This window comes from Nocardia cyriacigeorgica GUH-2 (genome assembly GCF_000284035.1).
Taxonomy (GTDB): domain Bacteria; phylum Actinomycetota; class Actinomycetes; order Mycobacteriales; family Mycobacteriaceae; genus Nocardia; species Nocardia cyriacigeorgica_B.
On sequence record NC_016887.1, the window covers coordinates 2,666,364 to 2,683,054 of the forward strand.

The window sequence follows — 16,691 nt, forward strand, 5'->3', positions numbered from 1 at the left end:
GGGTCAGTTGCCGAGCAGGTCGCGCACGGCCAGGTGGCTGAACAACATGGACGCGCCGATCGGGTTGCCGCCGCCGGGGTAGACGGTGCCGCTGACGGCCGCCATGGTGTTGCCCGCCGCGTACAGCCCGGGGATCGGCTCACCGTCGCGGCCCAGCACCCGCGCGGCGCTGTCGGTGCGCAGCCCGCCCTTGGTGCCCAGATCGGAGATGCCGAACGCGGCGGCGTGGAACGGTCCCTGATCGATCGACACCAGCGGCGGTTCACCGGCGGAGAACGCGCGATCGTAGGCCTCGTCGCCGCGTCCGAAATCCGGGTCGACGCCGGTCTCGACAAAGGAATTGAACCGCTGCACCGTCGCCACCAGCGCATCGGCGGGCACACCGATCTTCTCGGCGAGTTCGGGCAGCGTGTCGGCGGTGTGCCAGAGCCCGGCCGCCACGTACTTCTCCGGTTCGACCATCGAGACGTTGGTGGCCTTGACCGGCGGCACCTCGCCCTCTTTGTCGTCGTAGATCATCCAGTAGGGCAGGGTGAGCGAGCCGTCGTCGAGTTTGGTGATGATGTCGCGGCCGAGCCGGTCGTAGGGCGCGGATTCGTTGACGAAGCGTTTGCCGTCCTGGCCGACGAAGATGCCGCCGGTGAACCACAGCGCGAACGCCGAACGCCCGTCCGGGTGCGTCAAACCGGGCGACCACCACGCCTGATCCATCAGATCGGTATCCGCGCCCGCGGCCATGCCCGCCTGATGCGCTTTACCCTGGTTGCCCCACGGCCCCATGGTGTCGCGGGCCTCGCCGGGTACGCCGTAGTGCTTGCGCAGCTCGTCGTTCTGCTCGAACCCACCGGCCGCGAGCACCACACCCTTGCGGGCCCGGATCGCGAACGGCTTGCCCTCGCGTTCGGTGATCGCGCCGATCACGGCGCCGTCCTCGACCACCAGCTCCACCAGCGGCGTGTTCAGGTACAGCCGCACGTCCGGATACGACGACAGGGCGAGCAGGAAGCGCCCGATCAGGGCCTGGCCGCCGATCAGCATGTCCGGCAGTGGCGCGCCCAGCCGGTCGGTGTCCAGCGGGCCGCGCAGCTGCTCACGCATCTCGCCCAGCGCGGTGGCGGGCAGCGGGGTGGGCATGATGTGGCGCTGCCCGTCCAGCCGGGCCTTGGGCGCCTTACCGAAATAGTCCGGCCACGGCAGCATCTCGAACGCGAAATGCTCATCGGATTCGAGGTATTCGATGAGGTCGCCGCCGCGGCGGACGTAGGTCTCCTGCAGTTCGCGCGGGGTCCGGTCGCCGACGACGGCGTGGTAGTAGGTGAGCGCGTCCTCGATGGTGTCGTCGGTGCCTGCGCGGCGCAGCACCGGATTGCACGGGAACCACATGCCGCCGCCCCCGGAATAGGCGGTCGTGCCGCCGAACTTGTCGGTCGCCTCGACCACCGCGACGGTCAGCCCTTCGCGGGCCGCGGTGTAGGCGCCGGCCAGGCCGCCGCCCGAGCCCGCGACCAGCACGTCCACCTCGTCGTTCCAGTCCACCACTGTGAGTCCTCCTGTGCGTTTGCTCACCATCGACGCTAAGGCGCATGCGGCGTTTGCGGGCACGGCTTCTCCCGGTCACCGGGAACGTGCCGATGCTCACGGCGAACGTGCCGGTCAGCGGGAGAACGCCTGCTCGAGGGACCCGCGCAGTACTTAGCGTCGCGGGAGAACCGAATTTCCTCCGAAAGGTAGGCATGTGAACGCCGAGACGCCATCGTCTGTGCAGACCGGCCCGACCAGCGTCGACGTGGTGGTCGTCGGCGCGGGCATCGCCGGGCTGTACGCGCTGCACAAATTCCGCTCGCAAGGGTTGACCGTGCGGGTCTTCGAGGCCGCCGACGGAGTGGGCGGCGTGTGGTACTGGAACCGCTATCCGGGCGCCCGCTGCGACGTCGAGAGTGTGGACTATTCCTACTCCTTCGACGAAGCCCTGCAACAGGAATGGAACTGGAGCGAGAAGTACGCCACCCAGCCGGAGATCCTGGCTTACCTCAACCATGTGGCCGACCGCTTCGACCTGCGTCGCGATATCGAGTTCGGTGCCCGCGTCACCGACACCGTGCTCGACGAGTCGACCCTGCGGTGGGAGGTGCGTACCGATACCGGCACCGTGGTCTCGGCGCGGTTCGTCGTGCTCGCGGTCGGCCCGCTGTCGAATGCGAACACTCCCGACATCGCCGGACTCGACACCTTCGCCGGGCCGGTCCTGCACACCTCGCACTGGCCGCACGAGGGCGTGGATTTCACGGGGCAGCGCGTCGGCGTGATCGGCACGGGTTCCTCCGGCATCCAGGCGATCCCGTGCATTGCCGAACAGGCCGAGCGGCTGCACGTGTTCCAGCGGACCGCCAATTACAGCGTCCCCGCGGGCAATGTGCCGCTCGACGAGGAGACCCGGCGCGCGCAGAAGGCGAACTACGCCGAGCGGCGCCGGCTGTCGATGGCCAGCGGCGGCGGCTCACCGCATCAGCCGCATCCGAAGTCCGCGCTGGAAGTGTCCGAAGAAGAGCGCCGCGCGGCCTACCAGCAGCGCTGGGAGCTGGGCGGTGTGCTGTTCAGCAAGACCTTCCCGGACCAGATGGTGACCCGCGAGGCCAACGACACCGCCCGCCTGTTCTGGGAGGAGAAGGTGCGCGCGGTGATCGACGATCCCGCGGTCGCCGACCTGCTCATCCCGAACGATCACCCGATCGGCACCAAACGCATCTGCACCGACACGAACTACTACCAGACCTACAACCGCGCCAACGTCGAGCTGGTGAACCTGCGGGCCACCCCGATCGAGCGCATCGACGCCGAGGGCCTGCACACCACCGAGGCCTACTACCGGCTCGACGCGCTCGTGCTCGCCACCGGGTTCGACGCGATGACCGGTTCGGTGGCCAAGCTGAACATCGTCGGCCGCGACGGTCTGACGCTCAACCAGGCCTGGCAGGAAGGCCCGAAGACCTACCTCGGTCTCGGCGTCAGCGGCTTTCCCAATCTGTTCAACCTGACCGGCCCCGGCAGCCCGTCGGTGCTGGCGAACATGGTGCTGCATTCGGAACTGCACGTCGACTGGGTGGCCGCCGCCATCGACTACCTCGACCGCAATGGCGCGACCGCGCTGGAGGCCCGGCCCGACGCGGTGGAGGCGTGGGTGGCCGAATGCGCCGAACGGGCCGCGCGCACCCTCATGCCCACCGCCAATTCCTGGTACCTGGGCGCCAATGTGCCGGGTAAGCCTCGGGTGTTCATGCCGTTCGTCGGCGGGTTCGGCGTCTACGGCGAGATCATCGCCGAGGTGGCGGCCGCGGAGTACAAGGGCTTCGACGTCATCGCGGGCTGACCGACACGAAAAAGACGGGTGGTCGCACCGGCGACCACCCGTCTTTTCGGTTTCCGAGGTTCAGTCGGCGAATCCGCCGAAGCCGCCCTTGAAGAACAGCAGCGGCCGGCCGTCCTCGTCGGCGGCCAGCTCGGTGACCCGGGCCAGCACGATGGTGTGATCACCGGCGTCGTGTTCGAACTCCAGCGAGGCCTCGATATGAGCCAGGGCGCCGGTGAGCGCGGGCGCGCCGTTACTGCCGTGGGTCCAGTCGATCCCGGCGAACTTGTCGGCGCCGCTGACGGCGAACTGGCGGCAGAGCTCGCGCTGATCGTGGGCCAGCACATTGATGCACAGCGAACCCACCGAGCGCAGCAGCGGCCAGCTGGTGGAGGTCTTGGCGGGGCAGAACGACACGAGCGGCGGATCCAGCGACACCGACACCACCGTCTGGCAGGTGAAGCCCAGCGGCCGCGTCCCGTCGTGCGCGGCGATCACCGCGACACCGGTGGCGAAGTGCCCGAGCACCTTGCGGAGTGCGGCGGGCCCTGGGCAGCCCGGTTCGATGACGATGTTGTCTGCGCTCATGCGTGGGGTCCTCCCGAAGATCTGTCGAACTCCAGCATCGAGTGTGCCGGGTGGCAGTCTCAATGCGTCGTCCCGGTCAGCGGTTGTTCGGCGGGTACGGGTGATTTGCCTGGTTGCTAGCATTTGCCGGTGGCATCAAGTGAACCGGAAATCGGCCTGGTCAATCTCCCGCCGACCAGTTGGGCCGTGCTCGCCATGCTCTCCTACGAGGAAGAGATCTCGGGCTACGACCTCAAGAAGTGGGCCGACTGGAGTATCCGGTACTTCTATTGGAGCCCCTCACACAGCCAGATCTACTCGGAGCTGAAGAAGCTCGAAAAGCACGGCTACGCGACCTCACGCGTCGACAGCGACAACGCCATGCGCGGACGCAGGCTCTACCGCATCACCGACGAAGGCCGCGCCGCGGTCACCCAGTGGTGCAATGAGGCGCCGGTCGACAAGCCCGTCCTGAAGCATCACGTGATGCTGCGGATCATGTTCGGGCACCTGAGTTCACCGGAACGGCTCAAGGAGATCCTGCGCGACCACATCGACGATATCGACCGCCTCCGCAAGCGGGCCGCGATCGATTCCGCCGCGGCCAAATCCGAACCGGGCTGGGCGTATTCGCAGATCGTCTTGCAGTGGGCCGAGCGGCATTACGCGGCCGAACGCGATCTCGCCCAGGAGCTGATCGAGGAAATCGACGCCGCCGACTCGATCCTGGTCAAGGCCGAGCACGACGAAAAATCCGAATACCCGCATCCGACGCCGGGACGCTGGCGGGAGGTCGAGCAGCGGGTGCAGGAATCCGAGGCAGCGGTCGAGGAGTGAACGCGCGCTCGAGCGCGCTGGATCACGCTGCCCGATTCGACGCCGTGCCGCGGGTGACGGCGAATCCGGTAGCGCGTCGCGCAGATCAGGCGCCGGCTGGAAGAGCATCAGTCGGCGACCGTAACGCACGAAAACCGCCGGGCGCCGTTCGTGACGCCTCGACGGTTCGGTGCGACCGGACCTAACTCTGGTCGAGCCGGGTCAGCCGGCTGAGATCGGCCCATGCGTCTTTGCAGGCCTGTCCGGCGAGTTCGAGCACGGGCATGGTCATGAATCCGTGGATCGCGCCCTCGTAGCAACGGTGGACCGTCGCGACACCGGCCTCGGCGAGCGCGCCGGCGTAGGCGTCGCCTTCCGAGCGCAGCGGATCGCAGCCGGCGGTCACCATGACGGCCGGGGGCAGCCCGGTGAGATCGGCGGCCGCTGGGCTGGCGTACGGGTGCGTGCGGTCGGCGGCATCGGGCACATACTGATCCCAGTACCAGCTCATCGCGGCGTGGGTGTTGTAGAAGCCCGCGGCGAAGCGCCGGTAGGACGCGGTGCCGAAATCGGCCGCGATCACCGGATACAGCAGGGCCTGCGCGGTGATCGCCGGACCACCGCGATCGCGGGCCATCAGCGCGACGACGGCAGCGAGATTGCCGCCCGCACTGTCACCGGCCACGACGAGCCGCGCCGGATCCGCGCCGAACTCCGCGGCATGCTCGGTGGCCCACACCGCTGCCGCGTACACGTCCTCGGCGGCGGTCGGCCACCGATGTTCCGGCGCGAGCCGGTAATCCACCGACACCACCACCGCGCCGACTCCGTTGGCCATCGACCGGCACAGTCCGTCGTGGGTGTCCAGATCACAGAACACGAACCCGCCGCCGTGCGCGAACACGATGATCGGCACGGGGCCGTCCGATGACGTGGCCGGGCGATACACGCGAACTCCGATCCCCGAGGGCAGTTCTCGTTCGATGATCTCGGCGATTGGCTCGGGCTCGTCCGGCATCCGCAACCGCGCCCGGATCGCCGCCCGCGCCTGCGCCCCGGTCATGGTCTCGACCTTCGGGAAGCCGGCATCGAGCACCGGCAGTAGTGCCGCGACTTCGGGGGCGAGTTCGATGTTGTCGTCAGTGGTCATGAGGCACAACGCCTTTCCCGATGTGCGGCGCCGCGCACCGCGAGGCTTGGAGCATAGGCAGCCGGCTCTAGTGCAGTTGCCGGGGCGAATGGGAGCGCCGCGGTCTGGTCTCGTGCCGGTCGTGGGCAATGCCGGCGCGTATTGCTCCCGTGGCGCGGGGGAGCGCGGTTACACGTATTCCAGGGGCCGGCCGGCAGCGGCCGGTGTCCGCATCGCCGGCCCACCGCGCAGCGGACGCGACTGCTGCAAGGTCGGATGCACCCGCGACATCCCGTCCTCGATATTGCGCCAGATGCCCAGCGCGGTGGTGCGCACCGGCGCCGTGAGGCGGTAGTCGAAATTCATCCGGTCCACCGGCCCGCACACCGACACCGCGGCGATGGCCTCGCCGATATTGCCGATGGGCGCTGCCACACAACCGAAACCGGGCAGCGACTCCTCGCGCTCGTGCGCGATGCCGTGGGCGCGCACCTTGTCCAGCTCGGCCCGCAGCTGCGCCTTGTTGGAGATGGAGTACTTGGTGCTGCGGCTGAGCACGCCGGTGCCGAGCGCGGCGATGCGGTCGTCGTCGGAGTAGGCCAGGATCGCCTTGCCGACGCCGGTACAGTGCGCGGGCCTGCGGCCGCCGATGCGGGTGGGCACCGCCGCTGCCATCCGGCCGCCGATCTTCTCGAGGTACACCACGTCGGGCCCGTCCAGAACGGCCAGGTGCACCACGAAGCCGGTCGCGCGGTAGAGCTCGTGCAGGAACGGCATGGCCGCCCGGTGCAGCCGGTCCTGGTGCACGGCCAGCGAGCCCAGTTCCACCAGCCGGATGCCCAGCTCGTAGTCGCGGCCCTCACGGCGCAGCCAGCGCAATTGCACGAGTCGTTCGAGCATGCGATGCGCCGAGGACCGGGGCAGCCCGGTGCGGCGCACGATCTGGGCGAGGGTGAGCCTGCCCGGTCCGTCGAAGGCGTCCAGGACCAGCGAGACGCGGTCCAGCACAGCGCTCGGGGTGGCGGCGTCGGCCTGTGTGTTCATGTGGCCCTCCCTCGGGTCTACGAGCTGATGCCCAACGCAATATTTCTATTAGGCATATGACTATTCATACCATGTCTTTGTGGGCGCTGTCACACAAATCGGACACAGTGATGTAAATCACAACGACCCCGGGGTTTCAGCCGTGGTAGCTGAAACCCCGGGGTCGGGGGAGGGGGCGAGGTGCGACTACATCGCGGCCAGCGGCTCGCTACCGGACCAGTCGTGGCCCCAGTAGCTGTCAGCGGTGATTTCCTCTGCGGTGTAGTACTTTTCGTCGACGCGCATGCCCTCGGTGCCGAATTCGATATCCCAGCCGCCGGGGGCGCGCACGTAGAACGACACCATCTTGTCGTTGGTGTGGCGGCCCAGCGTCGAGGAGACGGAGAAACCGTCCTTGACAACCCGGTCCAGCGCCTGGCCCACCGCGTCGAGCGAATCGACCTCCACCATGATGTGCACCAGACCCGGCGCACCACCGTGCGGAGCCGGGCACAGCGCCAGGCTGTGATGCCGCTCGTTGACGCCCATGAACCGGATCCGCACCGGCCCGAACTCCGGCGGCGCCGGGATGCGGAAGGCGCCGCGCGGCAGGAAGCCGAGCACCTCGGTGTAGAACTCGAAGGCGCCATTGGGGTCCATAGTCGGCAGCACGACATGGCCGAGGCCCTGCGCGCCGGTGACGAACTTCGCCCCGAACGGGGTCACCACCGGGCTGTGGTCGAGCACCGCGCCATGGAAGACCTCGACGGTGGCGCCGGTGGGATCGACGAAGGTGATGACCTCCTCGACCCGGCGCGCGTCGGCCTCCTCGACCGACAGCGGCTTGACCGGGACGCCTGCCGCCGAGACCGCCTCCTGTACGCGCACCAGCGCCGCATGGTCGCGCACCTCCCAGCCGATGGTCACCACTTCATCGGTCTCACCCGGCACGATGACGATCCGCGCGGCCCGCTCGTCCATCCGCAGATACAGCGCGTTCTCATCCGGCCCGCTGCCTTCGGCGAAGCCGAGCACCTCGAAGGCGAACTTGCGCCAGCGGTCCATGTCGTTGGTCTGGATCTTGACGTAGCCAAGGCCCTTGATATCAGTCATTTCTCGGTCCTTCTTGATATTGCGAGGTCAGATCATCGAGCGCAGGTGCTGCGGCGGCTCCACGCCGAGCGAACTCAGCGCCGCCGCGTGGAACACCGTGCTCGGCACGTGGATCGCGTGGTTGAGGCCGGCGTGGGCGTCACGCCAGTACCGCTGCAACGGCTTGTCCATCCGCAGCGCGTTACCGCCGGAGCGGGCGAAGATCTGATCCACCGCCATCACCGCGCGCCACGCGGCCCGCACCTGGGTGCGTCGCCCGGCGGCACGATCGGCGAAGGAGACCTCCTTGCCCGCGTCCACCAGGTCCCACATCTTGTCCACATTGGCCAGCAGTTCCTGCCGGGCGGCATTGATATCGGCGGCCGCCTCGCTGATCGCGAACAGCACGTACGGGTCGTCCTTGATCGCGGTGCCCTGGGCACCGACGCGGTCGCGCTGGTAATCCAGATGCGCGGCCAGCGCGCCTTCAGCGATGCCGATGACCGCCGAGGTGATGCCCAGCGGGAACATGTTCGACCACGGCATCTTGTACAGCGTCTCGGTGACGCCGCACTCCTTCTGGGCGGTGCCGTCGATGACGTGATCGCCGTTCATCACCCGGTAGGACGGCACGAACGCGTCCTTGACGATGATGTCCTTGGAACCGGTGCCCTTGAGTCCCACCACATTCCACGAATCCTCGACGATCGTGTAGTCGCTGCGCGGCAGGATCATGTGCAGCATGGTCGGCGGGGTGGCGATATTGCCGTCGGTGTCGCCGAGCATGGCGCCGAGGAAGATCCAGTCACAGTGGTCGGTGCCGGAGCTGAACTGCCAGCGGCCGTTGAAGATGTAGCCGCCGTCCACCGGGCGGGCGATACCCGTCGGCGCGTACGGCGAGGCCATCCAGGTGTCGTTGTCGTCGCCCCACACCTCTTCCTGCACCTTCGGGTCGGCGAAGGCCAGCTGCCACGGGTGCACGCCGACGATGCCGCAGATCCAGCCGGTCGCCGGATCCAGTGCGGCCGCCGCCATGACCGTTTCGGCGAAGTCACGCGGATGGGCTTCGAAACCGCCGTACTTCTTGGGCTGGAGCAGCTTGATCGGGCCTGCCGCCTTCAGCATCTTCGCCGTCTCGTCGGGCAGTTGGCCGAGGCGCTCGGCCTCCGGGGACTGCTCGCGCAGCTGATCGGCGATGGCCGTGATGTTGTCGAGAACCTTGTTCATCGGGGCTGTAGTTCCTGTCGTGTGCGCGGGCGATTAGGTGGTGGTGATGACGGCGCCGCGGGCGATGTTGTCGGCCACTTCGGCCTCCCAGCTCGTGACGGCGCGCTCGGTATCGATTTCGAACTCGAACCGTTTGGTCATGTCTTCGGTGATGTCTTCGACATCGACGTAGAACTGCTTGTACCAGCGGCGCAGCTGATAGACCGGCCCGTCTTCCTCCGACAGCAGCGGATTGTCGATGGGCGCCTTGTTCTTCCAGATCGCCACGTCCTGCTCGAAACCGACCTCGACGCCGCGGGCGAACTGCGCGGCCATCGCGTTGGCATCCTCATCGGACATGCCCTGCGGCTTCTTGACCATGGCGCCGTACTGGAGCACGAAGGAGTTCTCGGTGACGGGGTAGTGGCAGTTGATCAGCACCGTCTCGATCGTCATGCCCTGGGCCTCGCTCCACAGCCAGTCGATCATGTAGGACGGGCCGAAATACGAAGCGTCCGAACGCAGGGTGGAGTTCGGGTCGTCGTAGTTGGTGCCGACCTCGATGTCCTGGCGCGGTGTCGAGCGCATGTACTGGGTGGCGACATGGCCTTCGAAGACGTTCTTGAAGTAGCGCGGGAAGGCGTAGTGCACGTAGAAGAAGTGCGCCATGTCCACCACGTTGTCGACGATCTCGCGGCAGTGCGAGCCCTCGATCAGCATCGAGTTCCAGGTCCAGTCGGTCCATTCCGAGCTGCCGTAGCCCTCGATCTCGGGGATGGTCACCTCATCGGTGGGCTTGCTGCCCTGCGGGTCGTGCCAGACGTAGAGCTGGCCGTTGCGCTCGAGCGTCGGCCAGGACCGGGTCTTGGCCAGCGGCGGCACCCGGCGCGCGTACGGGATGCCGGTGCAGCGGCCGTTGCCGCCCCAGCGCCAGTCGTGGAAGGGGCAGGCGATCGAATCGCCCTTGACGGTGCCGTGCGCGAGATTGCCGCCCATGTGCCGGCAGAACGCGTCGAGCACGTTCAGCTTGCCGTCGGATTCGGACTGGAAGACCACCAGCGTGGTGCCGAACGCCTTGATCTCGTGCGGCTTGCCGTCCTGGAAGGACTTCAACAGACCCAGGCAGTGCCAGCCGCGGGCGAACCGGGTGGGCGCCGCCGCCGCCTCGATCGTCCTGAATTCCTCCGTGCTCTGGGCTGAGCCGTTCGGTGATAGACCCGGCATCGAAACCTCCATGTTCCACCGGATGACTGTGATCTGAGTCAAATGGTGGACCCGCCGGGCGGCGTGCGGACGTCGTCCTCCCGGTCAGCGGACAGGTTTCGCCGGGTGCGAAACCGCTGGCCGCGGGGCTCCCGGTGAGTGGGAGAGCCGGCGGGTCACGGCGCGGACAGCAGCGGCCCGTCGAGGACGCCGAAGCTGTGGCACAGCCGGGTGAAGATCTTGGTGCCGCGTTCGGGATCGAACCAGCGGTCGATATGCGACCAGTGATATGGATGGGTCATATAAGGCCCGGTCAATCCGTCGAGATCGGCGAATTCCTGTTCCCAGACGTGGGTCCAGCCCGTGCCGCTGTCGACCCGGCTCAGTCGAGACGCGCCGATGGCGTGGATGTAGCCGGGCATGGCGGCGGTCTCGGATTCGAACTGGGCGACCTGCGCCGGATCGGTGTCCGGGTCGATCGCGACGAGCAGGGCGCGGTAGATGCGTGCGGCCGCGCCATGTCCGGTGGTCCGGGTCGTCGAGTATGGCGGCGCCGCCACGTCTGGCGCGGTGCCGGCCGTCCGCCCGATGGTGGCCGGCGCCGTCTCAGGCTTCCGAGCACCGGCGAATGCCGCCGTCTCGACCCGCTCGATGAACGATTCACGCAACCACGGGTCGACCACCTTCGCACCGGATCGCCGCTCGGCGTCGTCCGCGAAAGCGAGCCGCACGATCAGATCTCCCGCGTCGATCCCGCCCGGCAATGTCGTCGTGATCAGTGACCGGCGGATGTGTGCTCCCACCAGACCGCGCAGCTGCGCGGCGAGCTCGGCACCGCGTCCCGGATCGCGCAGGTGCACCAGGTGCACGACCTCAGACATCGCCCAACGCCTCCACGTCCTCGTACTCACAGCTGGTCGTGCGTCGCCGGCTGATCAAGACATCGTCGGCGCGACCCCACCACGCCGCGACCTCCGGATCACGGCTCGCCCCCAGCCGCTGTCTCCACCATTGCTCGGCACCGCGCACCGTCCAGCTGACGGTGATCGTGTTCGGCTGCCCGTCCAGCCACACCGGCGGACTGACCAGCACCCGGTCCAACTCGAGCCCCCGCTCCCGTGCGCCAGGCACATATTCCCGCAGGTAGAGATCCAGAAACGCGCGGCCCTGCCCCGGCGGCGCCACCATCTCGTCGACGATATAGATCAGCGGGTCACTGCCCATCGCTCACCCTTTCTGCGTGAACCCGGCATCGACCACGAGTTCGGTGCCGGTGACATAACGGGACTCGTCGGAGGCCAGGAACAACACCGCATTGCTGACGTCTACCGGGTCCACCCACGGCACCGGAATCAGGTTGCGTCGCGCCAGAACTGCCTCGGCGTCGGCAGCCGTGGGTCGTTCGATGTCGGGGCACAGGCGCGCGATCGCGTCCGGACCCAGCGGCCGGCCGCCGACGGCGCCGGGATGCACCGTATTGACCCGGATCCCACGCTGCCCCCATTCGGCCGCCACGGTGCGGGCGAGCCCGACCATGCCGTGCTTGGCCGCGGAATAATGAGCCCGCACCGGATCACCGCGCATGCCGGAGGTAGAGCCGACGATCACCACCGCGGCGCCATCGGACAGACGGGAACCGAAGGCGCGCAAGGTATTCCATGTGCCGGTGAGATTGATGTCGAGGGATCGCCGCCACGTGCCGTCATCGATATCGCCCGCCGGCCCCGGGGCATCGCACAATCCGGCATTGGCGACCAGGATGTCGACGCGGCCGAACGCGCGCACCGCCGTCTCGGCCGCGCGCTCGAGCGCGGCGACGTCACGGACGTCGGCTTCCGCGGTCAGCAGCCGGGAACCGGCAGGCTCGTCGGCCCGCAGTGCGTCGAACGGGCTCCCGGGCAGATCCACCGCGACGACATCGGCGCCTTCGGTCCGCAATCGGCGCACATGCGTCCGTCCGGTGCCGTTGGCGGCGCCCGTCACCACCGCCACCTTGCCGCGGACTCGTCCGGTCCTACCCCTCATCGCACTCCTCGCTCGCGGCGCACACGGACGCCGTTGTCCTGCGATGGTCGACGGCCGGCCGGGCCGCGGCGCACACCGTTCCCGATCAGTGGAACAGCGGCGGTCGGCAGGCGTTGTCCGGCTCTACCGTGGCCGCAGGATCGAAGGAAGGGATGTGGCGATGGTGCACGTTGCGACGGCCGGTGCGGTGGGGACCCGGCTCGACATCGACCTGGACGCGGACGGCATCCGCGAATTCGCCGCCGCGACACTGTCGCGCGCGAAGAGCCCCGCGACGGCCGGCGAACCGGTCGTCGCGCCCACCTTCCTGCCCGCCCGGATCGCTGCGGCGGGCGAGCCGGCGACAGCGAACTGGCCGGGCATCCCGATCGAGCAGGACCACCGGTTCTTCGGCCCACCGCCGCGCGCCGGCGAACGGCTCACCGCGCACTCGCGCATCGACCGCGTCCACCAGGTAGACGACGACCACGGAACGCCGGTGACCGTGATCGAGATGGTCACCCAGTACTTCGACCGCACCGGACGCCTGGTCGCCGAATCCTGGATGACCGGCACCCGCCCCGTCGCGCAGCAGGAGTCCGCATGACCGCGACCGCCCCGGCACCCACCACCTCGTTCGGCCCGCTCACCGACGCCGACTTCGCCAGGTACGCCGACGCCACGAAAGCGGTGCTGGGCGCAAACGACGAAACATCCACGCGGCCGGATGGTGTGACCGCCGCGGCGGGCCCACTCGCCGCCGCGCTGCTGGCCACCTACGCCACCGACTGGCTCGGCAGCGAGTCCGTCCGCCGGTTCCGCACCCGCTGCTCCCGCCCGCTGTGGCCGGGGGACACACTCACCTGCTCGGGATACGTGGTGCAGCACTACGTCCTGGACGGTGAATCCTGCGTGGACGTCACGCTCGTCGGCACCGACCAGGACGGACGCGTCGCCGCCCGGGCGTGGGCGACCTTCGTCTGCGAATAGCCGCTCGGCCACAGTCATTTCCGGCCGCGCCGGCTCACTGCCGGAGGTACCGTTCGTCAAGGGGAACCACCCGGTTTCTCTTCCAGGCAGCCCAGGAGCGACGATGCAGTGGTTCGAGTTCGACGCCATTCCCATCGCCTACCTGGAGCGCGGCAGCGGACCGGCCGTGGTCCTGCTGCACAATGCCGGCTCCTCGCATGTCATCTGGCGCGCGCAGATCGAGGCCTTGGCGCGCGACCGCCACGTGTACGCGCTCGACCTGTTCGGCTACGGCGAGTCCGGGCGTCCCGACAACGGCTACACCCTCGATCGTTACGCCGCCATGGTCGAGCAATTCCTCGACGACCGCGGGATCGCCTCGGCCGCCTTCGTCGGCAACTGCCTCGGCTCGGCAATCTCGCTCACCGTCGCCCGCCGCTCACCGCACCTGGTCGACGCCGTCGTCGCGTGCAACCCTTTGACCGAATCCACCGCCCTGGCCGGCGATCTCGGCCTGCCGGCCCGCCTCGCCCGCCACACGCCGGCCCTCGGCGTCGCCGCCATGCGTGCACTCACCATGCCGCGCTGGGCGGTCGCCGCGACGGTGCGGCTGTGGTTCTCCGACGGACAACGCTTCGCCGCCGAGCGCGCGGCGGTCGACGCCATCGCGGCCTGGCCGCCACGGGCATTGCTCGGCCTGGTGAAAGATCTGGAATCCTATGCGGCACTGGAGAAATGGTCGGAGGCCGAGCGGGCCGCCAGGCCGCCGGTATGCACGATCTGGGGGCGGGAGAACCGCGTGCTCAGTGCCGAAGCCGGCCTGGTGCTCAACCGGCAGCTGCGCCCGGCCCGTGCCGAGTTCCTCGACCGATGCGGCCACGTCCCGATGCTGGAGCGCCCGGACGAGGTCACCGCGATCATCCGCGAGTTCCTCGACGAACATGTCCCCGTCGGTGCACCAGGGGAGCGCGCCGGCAACTGAGGTCGATCAGTCCTCGGTGAGCTTGCGAATCAACTCGAACGACCGGGCGCGCGCTTCGATGTCGTAGACCAGGGTGTTCAACATGATCTCGTCGGCGCCGGTCTGTTCGATGAGTCCGGTGAGCTGGCGGCGCACGGTCTCGGGCGAGCCGAGTAGTTGACCTGCCCGACGCTGGGCGGCGAAATGACGTTCCCGATCGTTGGCGGGGAAGTCGACGGCTTCCTCCGGAGTCGGCAGCCGACGCGGACGCCCGGACATCAGATGCAGGAACGCCAGCTCGCGGGGCCGCGACAGCAGCTCGGCCTGCTCATCGGTGTCGGCGCAGATCGCGGCCGCGGCGACCATGGCATGCGGACGTTCCAGCTGCTCGGACGGACGGAAGTTCTCCCGATACAGATCGAGCGCGGCCACGGTGTTGTTCGGGCTGATGTGATGGGCGAAGGCGAAGCGAACCCCCAGAATGGCCGCCACCTGCGCGCTGTAACCGCTGGAGCCGAGTAGCCAGATCTCCGGCTCGTCGTCCTGGCCGGGCGTGGCCGCGATACCGTCCGGACTGGTGCCGCGGAAGTAGGCGAGCAGTGCGGCCAGCTCCTGCGGAAACGACTCGGCCGACAGTCCGTCCTTGGTGCGGCGCAAGGCCAGCGCCGTGGCCTGGTCCGTCCCCGGCGCCCGGCCGATGCCGAGGTCGATCCGGCCCGGATGCAGGGCGTGCAGCGTGCCGAACTGTTCGGCCACCACCAGCGGCGCGTGATTGGGCAGCATCACCCCGCCGGAGCCGACGCGGATCCGCGAGGTCGCCGCCGCCAGGTGGGCCAGCAGCACACTCGGTGCGGCGCTGGCGATCCCCGGCATGTTGTGATGCTCGGCCACCCAGAACCGCGCGTACCCCATCGCCTCGGTCCGCCGGGCCAGTTCGGTCGTGGCGGCCAGACCGTCACCGGCGGTGCTGCCTTCCTGTACCGGCGCCAAATCCAGCACGGAGAGCGGGACGTTGATCATGGGGCTCCTTCGCGATCGCGTTCCTCCTTGCGAACGCCGGACCTCGCCGCGGTATTTCGCCTGGCTCACGAATACGAACCAGATCAGCCGTCCCTAGTGTCATCTGACCTTTCGGTAAGTTACGGTGTGGTCAATTCGCTAGGATCATGGATGCCGACCACCGAGAGGACTCCGATGGCAACCGGACGTGCAGCAACGGCCCTTCTCAGCCCGCCCGCGCTCATGCGCACACTCACCGCGCTGCTACGGCCCGGTGACCAGGAGTCCATCGCCGGGAAAACCGTGCTGCTCACCGGCGCGTCCTCGGGTGTGGGCAAGGTCGCCGCGCACAAACTCGGCGCACACGGCGCGAACCTCGTGCTCGTGGCGCGTGGCGAACAGGCCCTCTGTGAGGTCCGCGACTCCATCCGCGCCGCCGGCGGCAAGGCCGAGGCCCTGGTCTGCGATCTGTCCGACGGCGGCGCCGTCGACGCACTCGCCGAACAGATCGGCATCGAGGTCGGCAAGGTGGACGTGCTGATCAACAACGCGGGTCGCTCGATCCGCCGTCGCGCCGGCGAGGCCACCGACCGCTTCCACGACTACGAGCGCACGATGGCTCTGAACTACTTCGGCGCCACCAGGCTCACCATGGCCCTGTTGCCGTCGATGCTCGCGGCCCGCGACGGGCACATCATCAATATCGCCACCTGGGGCGTGGCCGCCGGATCCATGCCGATGTTCACCGCCTACCACGCCTCCAAGGCCGCGCTCGGCGCCTTCGGCCGCAGCCTCGGCGCGGAGACCCGCCCGCACGGCGTGCACGTCACCACCATCGGCTATCCACTGGTGCGTACGGAGATGATCGCCCCGACCGTCAAGTACGACGCCGCTCCCGCACTCTCGGCAGAGGCGGCCGCCGACTGGATCCTCACCGCCATCCGTACTCGCCCGATCGAGCTCTACCCGCGATACGGACGGCTGTTGCAGGCGATCGGCGCGGTCTCGCCCCGCGCGGTGGACAACCTGATCTGGCGCATGGGCATCTGAGTCGTCCCTGATGGAAGCCCTGTAGGCGGGCCTCGTCCCAGGGCATTCGGTGATCCATGGAATTGATCTTGATGGCCTGAGTCACATTCGTGTCATCCGGGCCGTTCTACCGGCCGGGTGCGAACCGGCTGACCTGCGCAAATGCCAACGCGACCAGGGGATTTGACGAAGCGTTCGCCGCCGCGTAACTTATTCCAGGTCAGAGCGACACGGACACCGACCCGGAGCCCCGAGGGCCTGGGAAACGAGGTAGGACGAGGAGCGCCTGACAAGCCGGTCGAAGAGCGGATTTGACTCTGAGCCACTGATCGGTAAGCTAGGAACCC

General features: G+C 68.3%; 17 protein-coding genes. 6 read left to right on the forward strand and 11 right to left on the reverse strand.

The genetic code is table 11. The features are described from left to right. Positions 1 to 3 precede the first annotated feature (3 nt). A complete protein-coding gene (locus NOCYR_RS12035) occupies positions 4 to 1,569 on the reverse strand; it encodes an FAD-binding protein (protein WP_048833290.1) in 1,566 nt (521 codons plus the stop codon). 166 nt (positions 1,570 to 1,735) lie between these two features. Here NOCYR_RS12035 and NOCYR_RS12040 point away from each other — a divergent pair, with 166 nt between their 5' ends. Beyond that, positions 1,736 to 3,367: a flavin-containing monooxygenase gene (locus NOCYR_RS12040; RefSeq protein ID WP_014350647.1), complete on the forward strand. Its 1,632-nt coding sequence runs from the start codon at positions 1,736 to 1,738 to the stop codon at positions 3,365 to 3,367. Positions 3,368 to 3,427: 60 nt separating this feature from the next. Here NOCYR_RS12040 and NOCYR_RS12045 read toward each other — a convergent pair whose 3' ends face one another. Then, a complete protein-coding gene (locus NOCYR_RS12045; protein WP_014350648.1) occupies positions 3,428 to 3,934 on the reverse strand; it encodes a flavin reductase family protein in 507 nt (168 codons plus the stop codon). A gap of 195 nt (positions 3,935 to 4,129) precedes the next feature. Here NOCYR_RS12045 and NOCYR_RS12050 point away from each other — a divergent pair, with 195 nt between their 5' ends. Next, complete coding sequence (locus NOCYR_RS12050) at positions 4,130 to 4,750, forward strand: helix-turn-helix transcriptional regulator (RefSeq protein WP_081505585.1); 621 nt, start codon at positions 4,130 to 4,132, stop codon at positions 4,748 to 4,750. 181 nt (positions 4,751 to 4,931) lie between these two features. On the opposite strand, the gene NOCYR_RS12055 is transcribed toward NOCYR_RS12050, so the two are convergent. The 8 genes from NOCYR_RS12055 to NOCYR_RS12090 form a co-directional block, all read right to left on the reverse strand. Further along, positions 4,932 to 5,861 (reverse strand): alpha/beta hydrolase, encoded by a 930-nt coding sequence (locus tag NOCYR_RS12055; RefSeq protein ID WP_048834121.1) that lies wholly within the window; start codon positions 5,859 to 5,861, stop codon positions 4,932 to 4,934. A gap of 186 nt (positions 5,862 to 6,047) precedes the next feature. Continuing rightward, positions 6,048 to 6,902: an IclR family transcriptional regulator gene (locus NOCYR_RS12060; protein ID WP_014350651.1), complete on the reverse strand. Its 855-nt coding sequence runs from the start codon at positions 6,900 to 6,902 to the stop codon at positions 6,048 to 6,050. Positions 6,903 to 7,088: 186 nt separating this feature from the next. Continuing rightward, positions 7,089 to 7,994 (reverse strand): biphenyl-2,3-diol 1,2-dioxygenase, encoded by a 906-nt coding sequence (gene bphC, locus NOCYR_RS12065; protein WP_014350652.1) that lies wholly within the window; start codon positions 7,992 to 7,994, stop codon positions 7,089 to 7,091. Positions 7,995 to 8,021: 27 nt separating this feature from the next. Next, entirely contained in the window at positions 8,022 to 9,200 is a 1,179-nt protein-coding gene (locus NOCYR_RS12070) for an acyl-CoA dehydrogenase family protein (protein WP_014350653.1), read from the reverse strand. A gap of 33 nt (positions 9,201 to 9,233) precedes the next feature. Next, positions 9,234 to 10,415: a Rieske 2Fe-2S domain-containing protein gene (locus NOCYR_RS12075; RefSeq protein WP_048833291.1), complete on the reverse strand. Its 1,182-nt coding sequence runs from the start codon at positions 10,413 to 10,415 to the stop codon at positions 9,234 to 9,236. A gap of 143 nt (positions 10,416 to 10,558) precedes the next feature. After that, the gene (locus NOCYR_RS12080; RefSeq protein WP_048833292.1) at positions 10,559 to 11,263 is read right to left on the reverse strand and encodes a Dabb family protein; all 705 of its coding nucleotides are present in this window, start codon (positions 11,261 to 11,263) and stop codon (positions 10,559 to 10,561) included. Next, the gene (locus NOCYR_RS12085; RefSeq protein ID WP_014350656.1) at positions 11,256 to 11,606 is read right to left on the reverse strand and encodes a hypothetical protein; all 351 of its coding nucleotides are present in this window, start codon (positions 11,604 to 11,606) and stop codon (positions 11,256 to 11,258) included. Before NOCYR_RS12085 ends, NOCYR_RS12080 begins: the two co-directional genes overlap by 8 nt. A 3-nt stretch (positions 11,607 to 11,609) precedes the next feature. Beyond that, positions 11,610 to 12,407, reverse strand: coding sequence for an SDR family oxidoreductase (locus tag NOCYR_RS12090; protein ID WP_081505385.1), 798 nt, complete (start codon positions 12,405 to 12,407; stop codon positions 11,610 to 11,612). 160 nt (positions 12,408 to 12,567) lie between these two features. Between NOCYR_RS12090 and NOCYR_RS12095 the strand changes: the two genes are divergently transcribed. The 3 genes from NOCYR_RS12095 (at position 12,568) to NOCYR_RS12105 (ending at position 14,337) form a co-directional block, all read left to right on the forward strand. Next, positions 12,568 to 12,993 carry a hypothetical protein gene (locus tag NOCYR_RS12095; protein ID WP_014350658.1) on the forward strand — a complete coding sequence of 142 codons (426 nt, stop codon included), beginning with the start codon at positions 12,568 to 12,570 and terminating at the stop codon, positions 12,991 to 12,993. Next, on the forward strand, positions 12,990 to 13,376 hold the full coding sequence (locus NOCYR_RS12100) for a hypothetical protein (RefSeq protein WP_014350659.1): 387 nt from the start codon (positions 12,990 to 12,992) through the stop codon (positions 13,374 to 13,376). Before NOCYR_RS12095 ends, NOCYR_RS12100 begins: the two co-directional genes overlap by 4 nt. 103 nt (positions 13,377 to 13,479) lie before the next feature. Next, on the forward strand, positions 13,480 to 14,337 hold the full coding sequence (locus NOCYR_RS12105; protein ID WP_014350660.1) for an alpha/beta fold hydrolase: 858 nt from the start codon (positions 13,480 to 13,482) through the stop codon (positions 14,335 to 14,337). 6 nt (positions 14,338 to 14,343) lie between these two features. Here the strand turns inward: NOCYR_RS12105 and NOCYR_RS12110 are convergent, their stop codons facing one another. After that, positions 14,344 to 15,336 (reverse strand): LLM class flavin-dependent oxidoreductase, encoded by a 993-nt coding sequence (locus NOCYR_RS12110; protein WP_014350661.1) that lies wholly within the window; start codon positions 15,334 to 15,336, stop codon positions 14,344 to 14,346. A gap of 174 nt (positions 15,337 to 15,510) precedes the next feature. Here NOCYR_RS12110 and NOCYR_RS12115 point away from each other — a divergent pair, with 174 nt between their 5' ends. After that, complete coding sequence (locus NOCYR_RS12115) at positions 15,511 to 16,365, forward strand: SDR family oxidoreductase (RefSeq protein WP_048834122.1); 855 nt, start codon at positions 15,511 to 15,513, stop codon at positions 16,363 to 16,365. The last annotated feature ends 326 nt before the right edge of the window (positions 16,366 to 16,691 follow it).

Coding starts and splice junctions, on each gene's coding strand:
- NOCYR_RS12105 (WP_014350660.1), top strand. CDS start 13,480: ATGCAGTGGTTCGAGTTCGACGCCATTCCCATCGCCTACCTGGAGCGC.
- NOCYR_RS12100 (WP_014350659.1), top strand. CDS start 12,990: ATGACCGCGACCGCCCCGGCACCCACCACCTCGTTCGGCCCGCTCACC.
- NOCYR_RS12115 (WP_048834122.1), top strand. CDS start 15,511: ATGGCAACCGGACGTGCAGCAACGGCCCTTCTCAGCCCGCCCGCGCTC.
- bphC (WP_014350652.1), bottom strand. CDS start 7,994: ATGACTGATATCAAGGGCCTTGGCTACGTCAAGATCCAGACCAACGAC.
- NOCYR_RS12110 (WP_014350661.1), bottom strand. CDS start 15,336: ATGATCAACGTCCCGCTCTCCGTGCTGGATTTGGCGCCGGTACAGGAA.
- NOCYR_RS12050 (WP_081505585.1), top strand. CDS start 4,130: ATGCTCTCCTACGAGGAAGAGATCTCGGGCTACGACCTCAAGAAGTGG.
- NOCYR_RS12035 (WP_048833290.1), bottom strand. CDS start 1,569: ATGGTGAGCAAACGCACAGGAGGACTCACAGTGGTGGACTGGAACGAC.
- NOCYR_RS12080 (WP_048833292.1), bottom strand. CDS start 11,263: ATGTCTGAGGTCGTGCACCTGGTGCACCTGCGCGATCCGGGACGCGGT.
- NOCYR_RS12090 (WP_081505385.1), bottom strand. CDS start 12,407: ATGAGGGGTAGGACCGGACGAGTCCGCGGCAAGGTGGCGGTGGTGACG.
- NOCYR_RS12060 (WP_014350651.1), bottom strand. CDS start 6,902: ATGAACACACAGGCCGACGCCGCCACCCCGAGCGCTGTGCTGGACCGC.
- NOCYR_RS12095 (WP_014350658.1), top strand. CDS start 12,568: ATGGTGCACGTTGCGACGGCCGGTGCGGTGGGGACCCGGCTCGACATC.
- NOCYR_RS12075 (WP_048833291.1), bottom strand. CDS start 10,415: ATGGAGGTTTCGATGCCGGGTCTATCACCGAACGGCTCAGCCCAGAGC.
- NOCYR_RS12070 (WP_014350653.1), bottom strand. CDS start 9,200: ATGAACAAGGTTCTCGACAACATCACGGCCATCGCCGATCAGCTGCGC.
- NOCYR_RS12085 (WP_014350656.1), bottom strand. CDS start 11,606: ATGGGCAGTGACCCGCTGATCTATATCGTCGACGAGATGGTGGCGCCG.
- NOCYR_RS12045 (WP_014350648.1), bottom strand. CDS start 3,934: ATGAGCGCAGACAACATCGTCATCGAACCGGGCTGCCCAGGGCCCGCC.